This window comes from Longicatena sp. (assembly GCF_982403165.1).
Genome location: NZ_CEVYEL010000026.1, coordinates 1 through 16721, shown reverse-complemented (window position 1 = coordinate 16721; position 16721 = coordinate 1). Strand labels below are relative to the sequence as shown.

Sequence of the window (16721 nt, the reverse complement as noted above, 5' to 3'; positions counted from 1 at the left end):
CATTTTATGATAAAATAAAAAAGAATATACAGGAGGATCAGAATATGGCAGTAAGCAGACATGAATTAAGAGAGAAGGCAATGACTTGCCTGTATCAGCATTTTCTTCTCAATAAAGATATTAAAGAAACAGTTTTTGAAAACAATGACAGTAATGAAATAGATCCATTTCTATATACAGTAACCATTGATGCCATAAAATATGAAGAGGATTATATTCAGATGATCAATGAAGCCTTGCGTGAAGATTGGACATTTGAGCGTTTGGGTTATGTAGAAAAAGCAATATTGATCATGGCAGCCTGTGAATTGGATATGGAGATCGCTCCTAAACCAATCGTAATTAATGAGGCAGTGACATTAGCAAAAAAATATTGTGATGAGGAAACATATAAACTCATCAATGGGGTTTTAGATCGTTTATGAAACTACCCCTTCTTAGTGTTTATGATCTTGTCCATTATCTGAAACAGACACTTGATCATGATCCTAATCTGCAAACGTTACTGATTCAAGGCGAAATTTCCAATTTTACCAATCATCGTAGCGGTCATTGGTATTTTACGCTGAAAGATAAAAAGGCTAAAATCAGTTGTGTGATGTTTTCTTCGTATGCTAGTCGCTGTTCTATTTTATTAAAAGAAGGTATGAAGGTCATCGTCAGAGCGGAAGTTTCAATGTATGAGCCACAAGGCAGCTTACAGTTATATGTAACACATGTACAAGTGGATGGCTTAGGTGATTTGTACTTAAAGTTAGAAGCGGTGAAGAAGCAGATGGCGAAGGAAGGTTTATTTGCTTTGGAGCGTAAGAAAGCTTTGCCCTTATATCCCATGGATATAGCCGTAATCAGCGCAAAAAGCGGAGCAGCCGTGCAAGATGTTTTGACAACAATTGCACGACGTTGGCCGTTAGCAAATGTTCATGTTTATCCAAGTCTTGTGCAAGGAATCAATGCGGCAGATGATCTTATTCGTAATCTAAAAAAGGCTGATGAGATGGAACATGATGTGATTTTGTTGGTTCGTGGAGGCGGAGCAATTGAAGATCTTTGGTGTTTTAATGAAGAGCGTGTTGCACGTTGTATCAGTTCGATGAAAAGTGTTGTCGTGACTGGTGTAGGGCATGAAACAGATACGACATTAGTTGACTATGTGAGTGATGCCAGAGCGCCAACGCCCACGGCTGCTGCGGAATTGATAACACCTCAACGTGAAGAAATCCTTATGCAGCTTATGCATTTAAAAAGCAGGATGAAACAAATCATGAATCATCGTTTGCAAGAAGAAAAGGCTGTCCTTGAATCTTTAAAGCAACATCGTTATATGAGCGATCCCTTATCTTATATCCGTGAAAGTCAGATGAAATTAGCGATGCAAGCACGGGAAATGGGAATGATCGAACAGCGTCTGTTAAAACATCGTCATACAGTACAGGAATATGCAAATCGATTGGCACATCAATCGCAACAGATTGCACAGAAAAAACAAGCGGAAAAAGCAAAGGTTTGGATACAGCTTGCACATGCGCTACAAGAATATCAAAGGAAACAACAGACAACATTATATAAACAAATATCCTTACTAGATGCCTATAGTCCGCTGAATGTTTTAAAGCGTGGTTATGCGATTGCTGAAACTAAAGATACATTGATTAAATCTATTGATGATGTTCAAGAAGAAAGTCTTATGCGCATACGTCTTGTGGATGGCTTTCTGCATGCTTGTGTAAAGAAAAAGGAGAGATTATAATGGAAGAAAAACAATCATTTAAAAATTCCATGGCGCGATTAGAAGAAATTGTATCATTATTAGAACGAAATGAAATAGAATTAGAAGAAGCCATCAGCTTATTTGAAGAAGGGCTGAAGCTCGTAAATTCTTGTGATACGCAGTTAAAAACCTTTGAAAATAAAGTGGCTCAGCTTTTAGCTGCTTATCAGGAGGATGCAGGTGATGAATAACTTTGAAACATATTTGCAGCATATATGTGATGCTTTGCAAGATTCCAAAGTAAAAGATGCCATGCAGTATTCTTTAATGGCAGGAGGTAAAAGAATACGTCCGCAAATTTTACTGGCAGCTTTGCAATGTTATGGCATAGAAGAGCGTGTTGGATATCCTGTTGCTGCAGCTATTGAAATGATACATACCTATTCTTTAATTCATGATGATCTTCCGGCAATGGATGATGATACGCTGCGCCGTGGTAAACCGACTTGTCATGTGCAATTTGATGAAGCAACTGCCATTTTAGCAGGAGATGCTTTACTAACGCAGGCTTTTTTACTGGGAGCTATGGCAAGTGAGGATGCGATGGTGAATTGTGCTATCGTAAAAGCATTAAGCAGGTATGCTGGAGCAGATGGTATGGTACTTGGACAGATAAAAGATTTAGAAGGTGAAGTAAAGGAAGATCTTACCTTGGCGGAACTAAAAGATATTCATTATTATAAGACCGGACGTTTATTAACGCTTCCTTTGGTATGTGCGGCTTATCTAACACACCATGAAGAAGATATTCCTGCTTGGGAGCAAATCGGTAGTGATTTGGGCTTATCTTTTCAAATCCAAGATGATATTTTGGATGTTACGAGTACCGTTGAGGAATTGGGTAAAAATATCAACAGTGATGCGCAGAATAATAAACGCACCTATGTTTCTTTACTTGGTATTGAAGAAGCGCAAAAAGAGGCATCCTTCTATTATGAGCGGGCGCAGCAAAGACTGCATGAACTGTTTGATGATGCGCATGCCTTGGATGCCATCTTTGTGGCTTTAACAAAGCGTAAAAACTGATGAGGTGATCATGTGAATATATTTGATATTAAAAGTCCATCGGATATCAAGTCCTTATCCTATGCACAGTTGGAAGATCTTGCCCAACAAATTCGCATTTTTTTAATTGAGAGTATTGCGAAAACAGGAGGACATTTGTCAAGCAATTTAGGTGTCGTAGAATTGACACTAGCGATGCATTATGTCTTTGATACACCACAGGATAAGTTCATTTTTGATGTTGGGCATCAATCGTATGTACACAAAATATTAACTGGACGTGCGCCGCTGTTTACGCAACTGCGCCAATACAAAGGCATTGCCGGCTTTCAGAAACGCAAAGAGAGTGAGCATGATGCATGGGAAGCAGGGCATTCTTCTACTTCTTTATCTGCCGCTTTAGGGATGTGTGTGGCACGGGATCTGAATCATGCTTCCTATCAGGTTGTTCCTGTAATTGGTGATGGAGCTTTAACGGGTGGTATGGCCATGGAAGCATTAAATCAAATTGGCAGTGAACAGCGTAATATGGTCATTATTTTCAATGATAATAACATGTCAATCTCCAAAAATGTCGGTGCAATGGATGAAACCTTTACTCGGCTTCGTACAAGTAAGCCATATAATACTTTAAAAGAAGATTTAAAAGGTGCTTTATCAACCTCTAAAATGGGGAAAAGTGTTTTAGAATCCATGAAAAATATCAAAAATGCGGTAAAAGAAAATGTTGTGGATACTTCGATTTTCGGTGATTTTAATTTGGATTATATCGGTCCGGTAGATGGTCATGATATTCGTCGTTTGATCAAAGTGTTAGAAATAGCAAAGCGTCATGATGGCCCGATTGTCGTACACGTATTAACAAAAAAAGGAAAAGGGTATCCTTTTGCGGAAGAAGATAAAGAAGGAAAATGGCATGGTGTATCGCAGTTTGATCCTAAGACCGGTTGTTCCTTATCACGTATGCCAAATGGGCAAAAAAGCTGGAGTGAAGTCATATCCAGTACACTTTGTGATTTGGCAAAAGATAATAAAGATATCATAGCAATCACCCCTGCTATGAAAGGTGGCAGTAAGTTATCTGCTTTCTTTGAGCAATTTCCTACGCGTAGTTTTGATTGTGGTATAGCCGAGGAACATGCGATGACTTTTGCGGCAGGATTAGCTGCAAGTGGGAAACGTCCTTTTATCTCAGTATATTCTTCCTTTTTGCAGCGTGCCTATGATCAAATCAGTCATGATGTAGCTCGAATGGATCTGCCTGTTGTCATTGGCATTGATCGTTGTGGCTTAGTTGGCGAGGATGGTGAAACCCATCATGGTGTTTTTGATATTGCCATGTTGCGTCATATCCCGCATATGATCTTAGCACAACCAAAAGATGGCGATGAGGCACAACAACTTTTATACACAGCTTTTACGCAAGAACACCCTTTTGCATTACGCTATCCGCGTGGAAACACTCCCTTTCATAAGGTAGATACATATCATCCTGTGCGTATTGGCAGTTGGAGCATGCATAAGATTATGGAGACGAGTAAACTTTGTGTAATCACCTATGGAGATAATGTGGATAAAGTTATTTCTAAGGCGCGCATCAATGGACTAGCGATTACCGTTGTAAATGCACGATTCTTTAAACCTCTGGATGAAGAAATGCTGAATAGCATTTGTCAAATGGAAGAACCTGTCATCATCTATGAAACAGATATGTTAGCTGGTGGTTTAGGCAGTGCGATTTTAGAATATGCGAATGATCATGGCTACCAAAAACATTTTGTACGTATCGGTATTGATGATCATTTTGTAGAACACGGCAGTATACCGCAATTAAAGAAATTGGAACGTTTAGATATCAACACGCTTTGCGATATTATCGCAAGCTATTTGTAGAGGATGCCTATGCGATTAGATCAAAAAATCGTTGTCATGCGTAGAGATCTATCACGCTCTCGTGCACAAGATATGATCAAAGAAGGCCTTGTGCAGGTTAATGGACAAACCATCACCAAAAGTAGTTATGCTATAACAGAAGAGGATGAAATTGTCATTTTCGAAGCAGATATGGTATTTGCCAGTAGAGCTGGTTTTAAACTATATGATGTCATAGATGATTTTCAGTTACAACTAAAAGATCGTGTGTGTTTGGATGTGGGTGCCAGCACGGGAGGATTTAGTGATGTCTGTCTTCAACAAGGTGCTCAAAAGGTATATGCTGTTGATGTAGGAAAAGATCAATTGATTGAGCGATTGCGTAAGGATAAACGCGTCGTAAATATGGAAAATTGCAATTGTCGCTATTTGCGCAAGGATATGTTTGATGATGCAATTACCTTTGCTTGTATGGATGTCTCTTTTATTTCCGCAAAACTCATTTTACCAGCAGTATTCTCGGTGATGAGTAAGAAAGAACTTGTTGTTTTGATTAAACCGCAATTTGAGGCAGGGAAAGCTTACGTTGGAAAACATGGCATTGTTAAAGATGCCAAGGTGCACATGCGCGTGTTGCAAGAGATGGTTGACTTTGTAAAAGAACAAGGACTTTATGTTCATCATTTACAAGAAAGCAGCATCTTAGGAAGAGATGGCAACCGTGAATTTGTCATGCACATTTGTGATACCTACAAGCAGCAGCTATTTGATTATCATACAATCGTCATGAACCATAAGAAAACGAGGTGATTCTATGCTGACACAAATTTATGTCAAAGATTTTATTTTGCTGGATCATGTGAATTTAACATTGGAAGACCATATGTCTGCTTTTACTGGTGAAACAGGAGCAGGTAAATCGCTGTTGATGGATGCCATAGGAATCTTAAAAGGAGATCGCATCAGTGCCAGTATGGTAAAAGATGGTAAAGATAAAGCAATTATCGAAGGAGTCTTTCAAGTGCCTTCTCACCACGCTGTAAGAAGCTTATTAGATGAAGCGGGATATACTTTGGAAGATGATTTGCTCATCGTAACGCGTGAATTTAGTAAAGAAGGCAAAAGTGTCGCACGTATTAACCAAAGAACAACAACGATTGCCTTTTTAAAAGAAGTTATGGCAGCTCTAGTTGATTTACATTCCCAACATGATACACAATATTTATTGAATCCCAAATATCATCTATCTTTACTGGATCGTTTTCTGCAACAAGATGCATTACGCGAGGATGTTCGTGATACCTATCGTGTTTTTAAGAAATGTGATGATGAGCTTTCACAACTGCTGCATGCAGATTACAGTGAAGATGATTTAGAATTTCTCACATTTCAGTTAAATGAAATTGATGAAGCAATGCTGAAAGAAAATGAATTAGATGAATTAGAAGAAGAATTGCGTCATATGATGGGTTATGAAAAGGTCAGTGCCGGTTTACATGCCGCAATTCAATTATTGGATGAAGAAGAGGGTGGATTGCCTATTATCTATGAAGCGGCTCATCAATTAAGTGGATTGCATTATGATGAGACACTGGATACATATGCACAGAAGTTAAATGATGCTTATTATGTGATGCAAGATCTTACTGAAGAAATCAAAGAATATGTACAAAGCCTAGAATTTGATGAAGAACATTTCCATGAATTGCAGGATCGTATTTCTTACATACATAAAATTTTTCGTAAATATGGAGGAAGCTATGATGCTGTTTGTGAAAAACGCGATGAGCTAGATCGTACCATTGATGGTATCTTACATCGTCAAGATGCTATCACAAAATTGGAAAAAGCCCGACAGAAAGCTTATGCGGCATATGAGACGCAAGCAAAACAACTGCATACGTTGCGCATGGCGAAAGCAAAAGAATTGGAAGAACTTGTTGTTACACAGTTGCGTGATCTAGAATTGCCCAATGCACGTTTTCATGTTTCAATTGAAACATTTGCAGGCAATGCCACCGGGATGGATAAGGTGGAATTTTTAATATCGATGAATGCTGGAGAACGCTTAAAAAGTCTTTCAGCAACGGCTTCCGGTGGTGAATTATCGCGTTTTATGCTTGGCATGAAGACGGTATTCACACGTTTGCAAGGTATTGAGACTGTTATTTTTGATGAGATAGATACTGGTGTCAGTGGCAATGTTGCCTTTGCTATTGGTAAAAAGATGCAGGAGCTGGCAAAAGATGTTCAGGTTTTCTGCGTAACACATCTGGCTCCAGTAGCAGCTTGTGCGGACCATCATTATGTAGTAGAAAAGTTACAGGAAAATGATCATGTCAAAACACAGATCCATGTATTAGATGAACAAGAGCGTATCATTCAACTTGCTAGTATATCTAGTGCATCACAAAGTGTTTCTGCGCATGCCATGGCAAAAGAATTATTAGAAAAAGCGCGAAGAGATTAATGATTTTCTTTGACTTGTTTCACTTGACACAGGACAAACTAGCCCTGGGAGGTGATACTTTGTCAAAGAAATTTTTAATTTTACTAAGCTGTTTCATTTGCCTATTCATTCATCCTTCAATGATCTGTGCCAATGAAGGTATTTATTTAGGCGGAGATAGCGTTGGTATTGAAGTTTCTTATGATGGTGTACTCATCAGTGGGACGTATCACTTTACGATACAAAATAAAACGTATACACCGGAAACCTATATTCAGAAAAAAGATATCATAAAAAAAATCAATGGCGTCACGGTAACAAGCATTGCTGATATGCAAAGGGAACTGTTGACCTATCAAAGAACACAATCAAAAGATAGTATTCCTATCACTGTTCTTAGAAAGAATCAGCTCATAGAAACATCATTGTTTAATGTGTATGATGAAACAGACAAGGTATATAAGTGTGGTTTATATGTAAAAGATAAAATTGTCGGTGTTGGTACCTTGACCTATTATGATCCTAGCAATCATACTTATGGAGCACTTGGGCATGAAATTATGGATACGGATTTGCAGGAGATAGCGGATATTCAAGCAGGAAGTATTTATCCGGCGAATGTATCATCTATTCAAAAAGCACAGCAAAATCATGCCGGAGAAAAACGCGCCACCATTGATTTTACTAGAGTCTTGGGAACGATTCGGGAAAATACGCGTATTGGTATTTATGGAACCTATGTACAATTGGGAAGGAATGCGCCTCTCATGGAATGGGCAGATGCGCAAAGTGTACACAAAGGGAAAGCCCAGTTGTATACGGTTTTACATGGTGACGAAGTACAAGCTTTTTCCATCAATATCACCAAGATTCATCATCAGCACATCGGTGATGTAAAAGGTATAGAATTTATTGTTGACGATCCTGTATTATTAGCACAGACAAATGGTATTATTCAAGGCATGAGTGGTTCACCTATCGTCCAAGATAACAAAATCATAGGAGCAGTTACACACGTTATTACGAATGATCCTATTCATGGATATGGTGTCTTTATCGAATGGATGTTATCTAATTCTAAGAAACTTGCGTAATTACGACATTATTCGACTTACACTTTGGTGTTATCACAGAAATGACGGCATAAAACGTCGTCATTTTTTCATAATTTGAAAAAATTTGTAAATTTCTTTACGGTGTTCGACAAATTCATTGTTATTTCTCATTTAGAATTCTTATAATTAATAGGGAAGGAGAGAAAGAAATATATGAACAACAAACTTAGCGTCTATCTTGTCGATGACAGTCTGGAAATGATTCACTCTATGAAAGCAGCATTCGCAAAGAGTGATGCATATCAGATCGTAGGCAGTGCCACCAATGGTGAACAATGTCTTGTAGAGCTTCATGGGAAACACATTGACATCCTCGTACTGGATCTGCTGATGCCAAAGAAGGATGGGATCAGTGTTCTGCAAGATTTAAAGAAAAACAACATTGAGGTAGCTCACATCATTACCACAACACCATTTGTGAATGATTTGATCGTATCACAAGTGCAGAATTTTCGGATCGACTACATACTCATGAAACCTTTTGAGATGGAGGAGCTTGTCGATAAGCTAAACTTCATCGTTGGCTTTACCAGTAAACAAAAGAAAGGCAATGGCTTGCGGGTGAATCTTGATGAAGATGAAAAGAAACGCCTTGCCAAATTAGAACTGGAAAGTGAGATTACGGAATTACTCCATGAGATCGGTATACCCGCACATATCAAAGGCTATATGTACTTACGAACAGCTATTTTAGAAACTTATCTAAATGTTGATTTCTTAGGTCAGATCACCAAAGTCTTATATCCGGAGATTGCTCGTAAATATGCAACGACCGCCTCACGTGTGGAAAGAGCCATTCGTCATGCGATAGAGGTAGCTTGGAATAGAGGGAATATTGATGCCATTGATGATATTTTTGGTTATACGATTTCTGCTAGTAAGGCAAAACCAACCAATTCGGAATTCATTGCGATGATTGCCGATAAATTACGTCTTGAGCATCGTTTAAAAAACAAAACAGCGATGATGCAAACTTATCGCTAGCTTTTCTTCCTGAAATCCTTTATAATGGTCAAGGTAAGCGGATGAATCATCATGTACATTTGATGTTTTATTAACCAAAATAAAGGATGTTGGATATGGCAGGAAGAGTTATATTTCATATTGATTTAAATGCGTTTTATGCAAGTGCGGAGGTTTTGAAGAATTCTGCGTTGGAGGGACAACCGGTTGCTGTAGCCGGATTGCATCGCAGAAGTGTTGTCAGTACGGCAAATTATGAAGCTCGTAAATGTGGAGTTCATAGTGCTATGCCATTATTGATGGCTTTAGAAAAATGTCCGCAGCTGGTAGTTGTACAAGGTGATTTTTCCTGGTATGAAGAATTAAGTAATCGTTTTTTCACCTATCTGCGTAAATTCACCCCTTGTATTGAACCGGCTAGTATCGATGAATGTTACATGGATGTTACTGATATCATAGGTAATTATAAACGACCGCTAGATTTGGCATGGATCATTCAGAAACGTGTCTATGAAGATTTGCGGTTACCATGCAGTATAGGAGTAGGACCAAATAAGTTTTTAGCAAAGATGGCGAGTGATATGCGAAAACCTATGGGAATCACGGTATTGCGAAAACAAGAAGTGCCATCTAAGTTATGGCCACTACCAATCACAGATATGTGGGGCATTGGTAAGAAAAGTGTGCCATTATTAGAAGAACGTGGAATTCATACCATTGGCGATTTGGCTGATCCATCAAATGAAACGATGCTAATGACACTGCTTGGCAAGCAGGGGTATATGGCCATTCAACATGCGCGTGGAAATGGCAGTAATCGTTTATCCTATAACACCAGTGTGCAATCCATTTCACAATCAACGACACTGGATCGTGATATCATAGAATACGATGAAGTAAAAACTGTTTTTCGCCGTTTAGCTCATTCTTTGAGTCAACGAGCAAAACAAGAAAAAATCAAAGGTTCTTTACTATCCATTTCTATTCGATATTATGATTTTACCAATGCTGTTCGCTCACAGTCTTTACAAGGCTATACGAATGAGGAAACCATTTTATTGGAAACAGCATTGCTATTGTTTGATCAAAATCACAACGGTAAAGAAATCCGTCATCTTGGAATCGGATTAGGATCGCTTTACAGTGAAGAAACCAGTGTTACACAAATTGACATGTTTCAAGAACCCGTAGAAGATACAAACGATGTTGCTATAGTGTTGAAACAGTTGAATAAGCAACTTCCTGGTGCAAATCTGATCAGTGCCGCGCAGCTTAAGAAAAAAATGTAGAAATATGACGAAGAAAAGAAGGGGTGAACTCTTCTTTTTTTTCATATGCTGAAGTGAGGTGAGCATATGAAAAAGAAACATCATTATCACGGCTTTTTAAAGAAATATCAAAATGTCTATTTGTATATTGCTATCTTGGTTGGTTGTGGACTATGCATGGGTATTATCTTATCGAATTACATAGATGTGAATGATATTCAAAATCTTTCTGCTTATTTAACGACCATTGATTCCAATGTCAATAAGTATGACTATTTTATATCACAATTCTTTTTGGGAATTCTTTTTATTTTATTTGTCTTTTTGTTGGGGACAAGCATTGCCGGCATCCCCATTATTAGTTTCGTTGTGTTTACCAAGGGATTACAAATCGGCTTCTCTTGTGCGCTCTTTGTGGCAACCTATCAGATGAAAGGAATTGTCGGCATTTTGTTGACACTCTTACCCCAGGTTGTGTTTGACCTACTTGCTACGTTTTTGATTTCTGCCAGTGCAATTCAATTGTCAATGTACATCGTTTATAGTTGCACAAACCGTGAACGCCTAGACTTTCGTAAATTATTTAATACCGTACTTAATGATATCTTTATTTGTTTTCTGATTATGCTAGTGGGGGCATATTTGAAATCAACGATTGTTATTGAATTCATTAAGCTGTTTAATTTAATGTGATTTTCCTGTATAATACTACATACAGGAAGTGAGAAGATGAACGATCATTATACGTATGATTATATACATGGTACAACTACTTATGTATATCAACGAAAAGACATGTTTCGCATAAATACTGATACCAGTCTTTTAGCCGCATTTATGCAGATAAAACAAGGAGAGCGCATCTTAGATATTGGAACGAACAATGGAGCTTTACTGGCAGTGGCTGCAACAAAGCAGCCCGCTTACCTATATGGTGTAGAAATTCAAGAAGCAGCATGCAAGTTGGCTGAACATAATTTAAAAGATTGTGGTGTGCCATTTACAATTTTAGCAGGCGATGCAGGTAACATGACGCTTCCTAAGGTAGATGTTGTGATATGCAATCCACCTTATTTTAAGGTCAATACGCATGCAAATCTCAATGAGAGTGATTATTTGCGTATTGCCCGTCACGAGTGTTACCTGCCTTTTCCTTTATTGTGTAAACAGGCAGCTTCCACGCTACAAGAAAAAGGCCGTTTTTATTTGGTACATCGTGCGGATCGGATTGGCGAATTGATGAAAGAATTGTTACAACATCGATTCGGTGTGCGTACCTTACAATTTGTTTATGATCAAAATAAAGAGGAAGCCATCACTGTTTTAATTGAGGCAATTAAAGATGGGGGGCATCATACACATGTATTACCACCAATCATGCTAAAGCGATGATGTAAAGTATCAATCGTAAGATTGTTCAATCTCAATACTATTTTAGATTGTCACGTATATATTTCTTTTTTACGGTTAAAAGATAGGATATTGAAGTGTTTCTGCATGTAGTAAGGATATAAGCCTATCCATACCAAAAAGATAAAAACTGTGCTATAATATCACATGGTGAGATTATGCAGATAACTGATGCGTTTGAAGATTATCTTCATTATATACAAGTCGTAGAGAATAAGTCCTTAGCAACCGTGGCATCCTATCGTAATGATCTAAAGGAATACCTCGCTTTTTTAGACGCACATGGATTTACGGCTATTGAAGATGTAACCTACATGGATCTGCAAGATTTTCTCAAAGAACAAAAAGTAAAGAAAAAAACGAGCAGTGTCAATCATATGATTACTTCATTGCGCATGTTTCATCGCTATTTGACGATGACATACCCTAAAATTCCCGATGCAACCTTACACATACGCTCTTCCAAAACCGCAAAGAAATTACCGACCTATTTTAATGTGGCGGATATTGAACGCTTATTAGATAGCTTCCAAGACAGTGATATGGACATATTCCATAAGGCTTTATTAGAAGTACTTTATGGCTGTGGCTTGCGAGTAAGTGAGCTGACGCATTTGCGTTTAAATATGACACATTTAGAGCAGGGCTTTCTCAAAGTGCTTGGTAAAGGAGAAAAAGAGCGGATGGTGCCTATGCATCAGCGCAGCGTACATGCGTTGCAACAGTATTTAGAATTTGTTCGCCCACAATGGGTGAAACAGCGAAGTCCTTTTGTGTTTCTTAACTCACGAGGACAGAATGTTTCAAGACAATATGTACATAACCTGATTAAGAGCAAACTTACAGCACTTGGCTTAGATGAACGTTTATCCGCACATAGCTTTCGTCATAGCTTTGCCACACATCTTTTAGATGGTGGTGCTGATCTTCGCGTTGTACAGGAGTTGCTGGGACATGCGGATATCGCTACGACACAAATTTACACCCATATTCAAAACAAACGATTACAAGATGCTTATGCATCTTTTCATCCAAGATCAAAGGAGGAAGACGACCATGAAAACATATAAACGTGTATTCGCCATCGTTGTAGATTCCCTTGGTGTTGGGGCTGCCCCTAATGCCAAGGCATATGGCGATGAAGGATGTGATACCTTAGGCCATATTGCTATGCATATGGAAAATTTCCATATCCCAAATTTAGCAAAACTAGGACTTGCCAATCTGCATCCTATGCAGCATGTAGCAAGCGTACAAGAACCTATGGGATATTATACCAAAATGATCGAGCGCAGTGTCGGTAAGGATACGATGACCGGTCATTGGGAAATGATGGGGTTATATATCGACACACCATTTCAAACATTTACAGAAAGTGGCTTTCCTAAGGAGCTGCTTGATGAGCTGAGCAAACGCACCGGCCATAAGATTGTCGGAAATAAAGCAGCAAGTGGTACCGAAATTTTAGATGAGCTGGGCGAACACGAAATTGCCACCGGAGATATGATTGTCTATACTTCCGCAGATAGTGTCTTGCAGATTTGCGGTAACGAGGAAACATTTGGTTTAGACGAATTATATCGCTGTTGTGAAATCGCCAGAGAGTTGACCATGAAACCGGAATGGAAGGTAGGACGTGTTATAGCCCGTCCATATATCGGCAAGAAAAAAGGTGAATTCAAGCGTACGGCAAATCGCCATGATTATGCCTTAAAACCATATGGGAAAACGGTATTAAATGCCTTACAAGAGCATGGGTATGATGTTATCAGTGTTGGTAAGATCAATGACATCTTTGTAGGCGAAGGCATCAGTGAAGCGTATAAATCAAAAAGCAGTGTGCATGGTATGGAGCAGACAATCGATATCATGAAAAAGGACTTCCAAGGCTTATGTTTTGTAAATCTTGTTGATTTTGATGCTTTGTGGGGGCATCGCCGTAACCCTGTTGGCTATGGGGAAGAGCTAGAGCGCTTTGATGAAAAACTCGGCATCGTATTAAAACAGCTAAAGGAAGATGATTTATTAATTATCACTGCTGATCATGGAAATGATCCTACCTATAAAGGCAGTGATCATACCAAAGAAATGGTGCCAATGCTTGCCTATAGTCCATCTATGCAAGGACATGGCTTATTAGCATTGCGCGATAGCTTTGCGGATATCGGTGCCAGCATTGCGGAAAATTTTGCAATTGAGATGCCAGAGAATACGATTGGAACAAGTATGCTGGCTTTATGGAAATAAATAAGTAAAGGAGTAGAGAACATGAGTAATTGCAGTAGCTGTCCTAGTAAAGGGACCTGTGGGAAGAGTGAAGATACCTGTGGTATCCAGAACAATGCCCGCAACAAAATCAAACACGTCATTGGCGTGATGAGTGGAAAAGGTGGCGTAGGTAAAAGCTCAATGAGCGTTTTATTAGCAAAAGAGCTGCGTCAAAGAGGCTATCAGGTCGGTATCATGGATGCCGATATCACCGGGCCAAGTATTCCAAGACTTTTAGGCTTGGAACATGAAAAGGCATATGGCACAAACGATGCTATTGAACCTGTCATTGATAAAGATGGTATTAAAGTAATGTCTTTGAACTTTTTGATGGATGATGAAAATCAACCGGTTGTATGGCGAGGTCCCATCGTTGGAAATGCTGTTCGTCAGTTTTGGACAGATGTCGTTTGGGAAGAATTGGATTATCTGCTGATCGATATGCCACCGGGAACTGGTGATGTCGCATTGACTGTTTTACAAAATATGCCGGTGAATGGCATTGTGATGGTATCTACACCACAACCTATGGTATCAATGATCGTATCGAAAGCCATTAATATGTGTAAGGAAGTAAAGGTGCCGGTTTTGGGTATCATCGAAAACATGAGCTATGTCGTTTGTCCAGATTGTGGTCGCCATATTGAAATATTTGCACATAAGAATACAGATGAATTCTTACAGAGCAACGACGTTGAATTATGGGCTGAATTACCAATGATGGATGCCATTTCACAGATTTATAAAGATGATGACTTCACCCCTGAAACAGTAAAAAAAGTCCAGAAATTAATTGCACCTGCTGTTGATAAATTGGAAGCGTGCATGAAATAACGAAAAAGGGCATAAAATGCCTTTTTTTAGTGCCTTTTGCAAGATTACTCACTTATGTGATACTGCTAAATCTATCTAAATGTAACAATTCCCATTTATTTTCATGAAAAAAATATTTCCATTTACCATAGATTGTGCTATATTAGTAAAGGATTTTTTATAAGTCTTAACAACTGGGCTTTAAAAACCCGCAAGGAGGAATTTTTATGCCAGGTTATGTTGTTGTAGGAACACAGTGGGGCGATGAAGGAAAAGGAAAAGTCGTCGATTATTTAGGTTCCCATATGGATTATGTTGTTCGTTTTCAAGGTGGTAACAATGCCGGACACACAGTTGTTGTCAATGATGATAAGGTGGTTCTCCATTTGTTGCCAAGTGGCGTTTTACAAAAAGCGTTGTGTATCATTGGACCAGGTGTTGTTGTTGACCCTTTTGTCTTTTTGGAAGAAATTAAGGCATTAGAAGAAAAAGGTCTGCCTACGGAACATGTCAAGATTTCTGATTGTTCCCATATCATTATGCCATATCATGTGCGTTTAGATAGTTTGCAGGAAGCTCAATTGCAGGAAGCAAAAATCGGTACGACGAAACGTGGCATTGGTCCATGCTATGCTGATAAGTATTCTCGCATCGGCTTGCGAATGGGAGATCTAAAAGATTTTGAACAGTTTAAAAAGAAATTAAAACGGGCTTTAGAAATGAAAAACATCCTCTTCCATCAAGTTTATCAGGATGAAGGATTCGTATATGAAGACATGGTGCAGCAATTTGCCGAGATCAGAGAAAAACTATTACCTCGTATCGTCAATGCACAGTTGCTAGTTAATGAAGCATTAGACACAAACAAACAGGTGCTGTTTGAAGGTGCCCAAGCGGCAATGCTGGATATCAATTATGGTAACTATCCATATGTGACAAGCAGTTCACCAACAAGTGCCGGTGTATGTACAGGTGCCGGTGTTGCACCACAGAAGTTGGATGTGATCATTGGAATCGCCAAAGCATATTCTACGCGTGTTGGAGAAGGACCTTTCCCATGTGAATTATTTGATGAGGAAGGCGATACACTGCGTGAAAAAGGTGGGGAATATGGTGCTACGACCGGACGTCCACGCCGCTGTGGTTGGCTGGATGTCAATGTTGTACGACATGCCGCAATGATCAATGGATTAACCGATCTTGTCATCACCAAGTTAGATATTTTAAGCGGGTTTGATAAAATCAAAATGTGTGTTGCCTATGAGATTGATGGACAGCGCTATGATTACATCCCAAGCAATATTGAAGACTTGCAAAAAGCAAAACCTATTTATGAAATATTCGATGGATGGAATGAGGATATCGCAAACATATCCCATTATGATGAACTTCCTGAGAATGCCAAAATTTATTTGCGTCGCATTGAAGAATTGTGCCATACGAAAATCTCTATGATATCTGTTGGACCAGAGCGTAATAGTAATATCATCGTTCATGAAATGTTAAAGTAAGCTTTATATATATTATAAAATAAGTATTGAACAAAGGCGTTCAAAGGATGAAACTAGATGTTTCACTTCCTTTAACGCCCTTTTTAATTTCATAACCAGAAAGAAATAGCGACTTGTAAGGGAAGTGTTAAAACTTTTAATAACATTTCATGATTAGACAACTGCGAATTTTAAGCATGGGATCATGCAACCTGTGATTGCATAATACACGCTTAGATAGTATTCTAGTGTGCTGTATCGTTGATATTTAACATTACTACTGCATCTTATTCAGAT

Annotated in this window: 16 protein-coding genes; all 16 read left to right on the top strand. The window is 38.7% G+C overall.

Translation table 11 applies throughout. The features are described 5' to 3' along the window. The first annotated feature begins 44 nt into the window (after window positions 1-44). Window positions 45-425 (top strand): transcription antitermination factor NusB, encoded by a 381-nt coding sequence (gene nusB, locus AC1VS3_RS07285; RefSeq protein WP_008688518.1) that lies wholly within the window; start codon window positions 45-47, stop codon window positions 423-425. After that, window positions 422-1750 (top strand): exodeoxyribonuclease VII large subunit, encoded by a 1329-nt coding sequence (gene xseA, locus AC1VS3_RS07280; RefSeq protein ID WP_008688516.1) that lies wholly within the window; start codon window positions 422-424, stop codon window positions 1748-1750. The genes nusB and xseA overlap by 4 nt, the downstream gene beginning before the upstream one ends. Further along, the gene (gene xseB, locus AC1VS3_RS07275; RefSeq protein ID WP_008688514.1) at window positions 1750-1962 is read left to right on the top strand and encodes an exodeoxyribonuclease VII small subunit; all 213 of its coding nucleotides are present in this window, start codon (window positions 1750-1752) and stop codon (window positions 1960-1962) included. The genes xseA and xseB overlap by 1 nt, the downstream gene beginning before the upstream one ends. Next, window positions 1955-2797, top strand: coding sequence for a polyprenyl synthetase family protein (locus AC1VS3_RS07270; RefSeq protein ID WP_008978360.1), 843 nt, complete (start codon window positions 1955-1957; stop codon window positions 2795-2797). Before xseB ends, AC1VS3_RS07270 begins: the two co-directional genes overlap by 8 nt. A gap of 12 nt (window positions 2798-2809) precedes the next feature. Beyond that, window positions 2810-4669, top strand: coding sequence for a 1-deoxy-D-xylulose-5-phosphate synthase (gene dxs / locus AC1VS3_RS07265; protein WP_008688510.1), 1860 nt, complete (start codon window positions 2810-2812; stop codon window positions 4667-4669). A 9-nt stretch (window positions 4670-4678) separates the two neighbouring features. Further along, complete coding sequence (locus tag AC1VS3_RS07260; RefSeq protein WP_008688508.1) at window positions 4679-5458, top strand: TlyA family RNA methyltransferase; 780 nt, start codon at window positions 4679-4681, stop codon at window positions 5456-5458. A gap of 4 nt (window positions 5459-5462) precedes the next feature. Then, a complete protein-coding gene (gene recN, locus AC1VS3_RS07255; protein WP_008688506.1) occupies window positions 5463-7118 on the top strand; it encodes a DNA repair protein RecN in 1656 nt (551 codons plus the stop codon). 59 nt (window positions 7119-7177) lie between these two features. Beyond that, on the top strand, window positions 7178-8191 hold the full coding sequence (locus tag AC1VS3_RS07250) for a SpoIVB peptidase S55 domain-containing protein (protein WP_026006720.1): 1014 nt from the start codon (window positions 7178-7180) through the stop codon (window positions 8189-8191). A 174-nt stretch (window positions 8192-8365) separates the two neighbouring features. After that, entirely contained in the window at window positions 8366-9196 is an 831-nt protein-coding gene (gene spo0A, locus AC1VS3_RS07245) for a sporulation transcription factor Spo0A (RefSeq protein WP_008688501.1), read from the top strand. A 95-nt stretch (window positions 9197-9291) separates the two neighbouring features. Continuing rightward, window positions 9292-10464: a DNA polymerase IV gene (gene dinB, locus AC1VS3_RS07240; protein ID WP_008688500.1), complete on the top strand. Its 1173-nt coding sequence runs from the start codon at window positions 9292-9294 to the stop codon at window positions 10462-10464. A gap of 66 nt (window positions 10465-10530) precedes the next feature. Beyond that, the gene (locus tag AC1VS3_RS07235) at window positions 10531-11136 is read left to right on the top strand and encodes a stage II sporulation protein M (RefSeq protein WP_008688498.1); all 606 of its coding nucleotides are present in this window, start codon (window positions 10531-10533) and stop codon (window positions 11134-11136) included. Between the two features lie 36 nt (window positions 11137-11172). Continuing rightward, the gene (locus tag AC1VS3_RS07230) at window positions 11173-11835 is read left to right on the top strand and encodes a tRNA1(Val) (adenine(37)-N6)-methyltransferase (RefSeq protein ID WP_117547586.1); all 663 of its coding nucleotides are present in this window, start codon (window positions 11173-11175) and stop codon (window positions 11833-11835) included. A 176-nt stretch (window positions 11836-12011) separates the two neighbouring features. Next, entirely contained in the window at window positions 12012-12923 is a 912-nt protein-coding gene (locus AC1VS3_RS07225; protein WP_008688493.1) for a tyrosine recombinase, read from the top strand. Beyond that, entirely contained in the window at window positions 12910-14100 is a 1191-nt protein-coding gene (locus AC1VS3_RS07220; protein WP_008688492.1) for a phosphopentomutase, read from the top strand. The genes AC1VS3_RS07225 and AC1VS3_RS07220 overlap by 14 nt, the downstream gene beginning before the upstream one ends. A 21-nt stretch (window positions 14101-14121) precedes the next feature. Next, window positions 14122-14955, top strand: coding sequence for an Mrp/NBP35 family ATP-binding protein (locus AC1VS3_RS07215; RefSeq protein WP_008688490.1), 834 nt, complete (start codon window positions 14122-14124; stop codon window positions 14953-14955). Window positions 14956-15161: 206 nt separating this feature from the next. Further along, on the top strand, window positions 15162-16445 hold the full coding sequence (locus AC1VS3_RS07210; protein WP_008688487.1) for an adenylosuccinate synthase: 1284 nt from the start codon (window positions 15162-15164) through the stop codon (window positions 16443-16445). Window positions 16446-16721: the final 276 nt, after the last annotated feature.

Bases quoted from the DNA above. Each gene is read 5' to 3' on its own strand.
- nusB (WP_008688518.1), top strand. From the start codon at position 45: ATGGCAGTAAGCAGACATGAATTAAGAGAGAAGGCAATGACTTGCCTG.
- xseA (WP_008688516.1), top strand. From the start codon at position 422: ATGAAACTACCCCTTCTTAGTGTTTATGATCTTGTCCATTATCTGAAA.
- xseB (WP_008688514.1), top strand. From the start codon at position 1,750: ATGGAAGAAAAACAATCATTTAAAAATTCCATGGCGCGATTAGAAGAA.
- AC1VS3_RS07270 (WP_008978360.1), top strand. From the start codon at position 1,955: ATGAATAACTTTGAAACATATTTGCAGCATATATGTGATGCTTTGCAA.
- AC1VS3_RS07260 (WP_008688508.1), top strand. From the start codon at position 4,679: ATGCGATTAGATCAAAAAATCGTTGTCATGCGTAGAGATCTATCACGC.
- recN (WP_008688506.1), top strand. From the start codon at position 5,463: ATGCTGACACAAATTTATGTCAAAGATTTTATTTTGCTGGATCATGTG.
- spo0A (WP_008688501.1), top strand. From the start codon at position 8,366: ATGAACAACAAACTTAGCGTCTATCTTGTCGATGACAGTCTGGAAATG.
- dinB (WP_008688500.1), top strand. From the start codon at position 9,292: ATGGCAGGAAGAGTTATATTTCATATTGATTTAAATGCGTTTTATGCA.
- AC1VS3_RS07235 (WP_008688498.1), top strand. From the start codon at position 10,531: ATGAAAAAGAAACATCATTATCACGGCTTTTTAAAGAAATATCAAAAT.
- AC1VS3_RS07230 (WP_117547586.1), top strand. From the start codon at position 11,173: ATGAACGATCATTATACGTATGATTATATACATGGTACAACTACTTAT.
- AC1VS3_RS07225 (WP_008688493.1), top strand. From the start codon at position 12,012: ATGCAGATAACTGATGCGTTTGAAGATTATCTTCATTATATACAAGTC.
- AC1VS3_RS07220 (WP_008688492.1), top strand. From the start codon at position 12,910: ATGAAAACATATAAACGTGTATTCGCCATCGTTGTAGATTCCCTTGGT.
- AC1VS3_RS07215 (WP_008688490.1), top strand. From the start codon at position 14,122: ATGAGTAATTGCAGTAGCTGTCCTAGTAAAGGGACCTGTGGGAAGAGT.
- AC1VS3_RS07210 (WP_008688487.1), top strand. From the start codon at position 15,162: ATGCCAGGTTATGTTGTTGTAGGAACACAGTGGGGCGATGAAGGAAAA.